Origin of the sequence: Salinimicrobium profundisediminis (genome assembly GCF_026241755.1) — a bacterium.
In the GTDB taxonomy this organism is placed as follows: domain Bacteria; phylum Bacteroidota; class Bacteroidia; order Flavobacteriales; family Flavobacteriaceae; genus Salinimicrobium; species Salinimicrobium profundisediminis.
In genome coordinates, this window is the sequence record NZ_JAPJDA010000054.1 from 1 (window position 1) to 1056 (window position 1056).

The 1056-nt window shown below is 44.3% G+C and carries 2 protein-coding genes; both read right to left on the reverse strand.

What is annotated here, in order from left to right; all coding sequences use genetic code 11:
* Positions 1 to 475, reverse strand: a 475-nt coding sequence (locus OQ279_RS18225; protein ID WP_266071293.1) for a manganese efflux pump, incomplete at its 3' end; no start/stop codon positions are given.
* A gap of 138 nt (positions 476 to 613) precedes the next feature.
* Positions 614 to 1056 (reverse strand): Sua5 family C-terminal domain-containing protein (locus tag OQ279_RS18230; protein WP_274704491.1); only part of this gene is annotated, 443 nt, incomplete at its 5' end.

A 1056-nucleotide genomic window follows, 5' to 3' on the forward strand; every position in this document is an offset into this window, starting at 1 on the left:
CTTGCACTTTCCGGCCAATAAAAAGTCCGACCCATGTTAAAATAGCTGTTGCAGCGCCGAACATAGTTAAAACTACCGCTGTTTTAGCTCCGAATATTCCCAGCGATAAGCCGACTGAAAAACTATCCAGACTCACACTCACCGCGAATAATAGCAAGCCAAATCCTACAGGTGAAATTAAGCTGTTTTCTTCCTTTTTAAAGCTTGATAACACCATTTGAATTCCGAGTAAAATCAGCAACCCGCCGCCAATATAAGCGGCAATTTCCCCAAACTTGTCCGACAGGAACCTGCCGGTGATCATGCCTAGCATCGGCATGAGGACGTGGAACAGTCCCACGGTCAGTCCAATCTTCACAATTTGCCGCAAACGAAGCTTAAACATTCCCATTCCCAATCCTATTGAGAAGGCATCCATTCCCAGCGCGAATGCCATTAAGCCGATTGTGAGTAATTCGCCAAATATTTCTGCCATGTTGTATATCGCCCCCTTGGACTTGCTAATTCAAGATATGCAAGTCCAAAGTCATTTAGACGATGTTTTTCACAATGATCTATTTTTTCAAGCTACAGGAAACACAAAAACCGCCTCACACCGAGACGGCTAAAGAAATTAAATGGATATAATACGATATCCGGCCGCTTTAACTAGACGATTCATAATCGCCTGTCCAACTCCTTCATCCGGAAACATTTCACTTAGAATAAGGTCGAGATCCGCGCTGTTAAAATTCCTTAACGTATCATATAAGGAGCCAGCAACTGAATCCAGATTTTTTCTGCTTCCGCATGCAATAACCTTGTCTGCCTGATAAAAGTTTTCGTTTTCCTCAGTTGTCAGGACACCAACCTTTAGTCCCTCCTGCTGCTTTTCAAGTATAAGCCGCTGAATATCCTCCCGTTCCCCTTTAACCAGAACAAGTGCGGCATCTGGAGCATAATGGCGATACTTCATCCCAGGCGACTTTGGTTTTTGCCCGCTATCAAGCAATGCAGGATCAACCGTAATTTTCCCAATAACTTCTTCAATTTGCTGGGCAGTAATCCCGCCTGGGC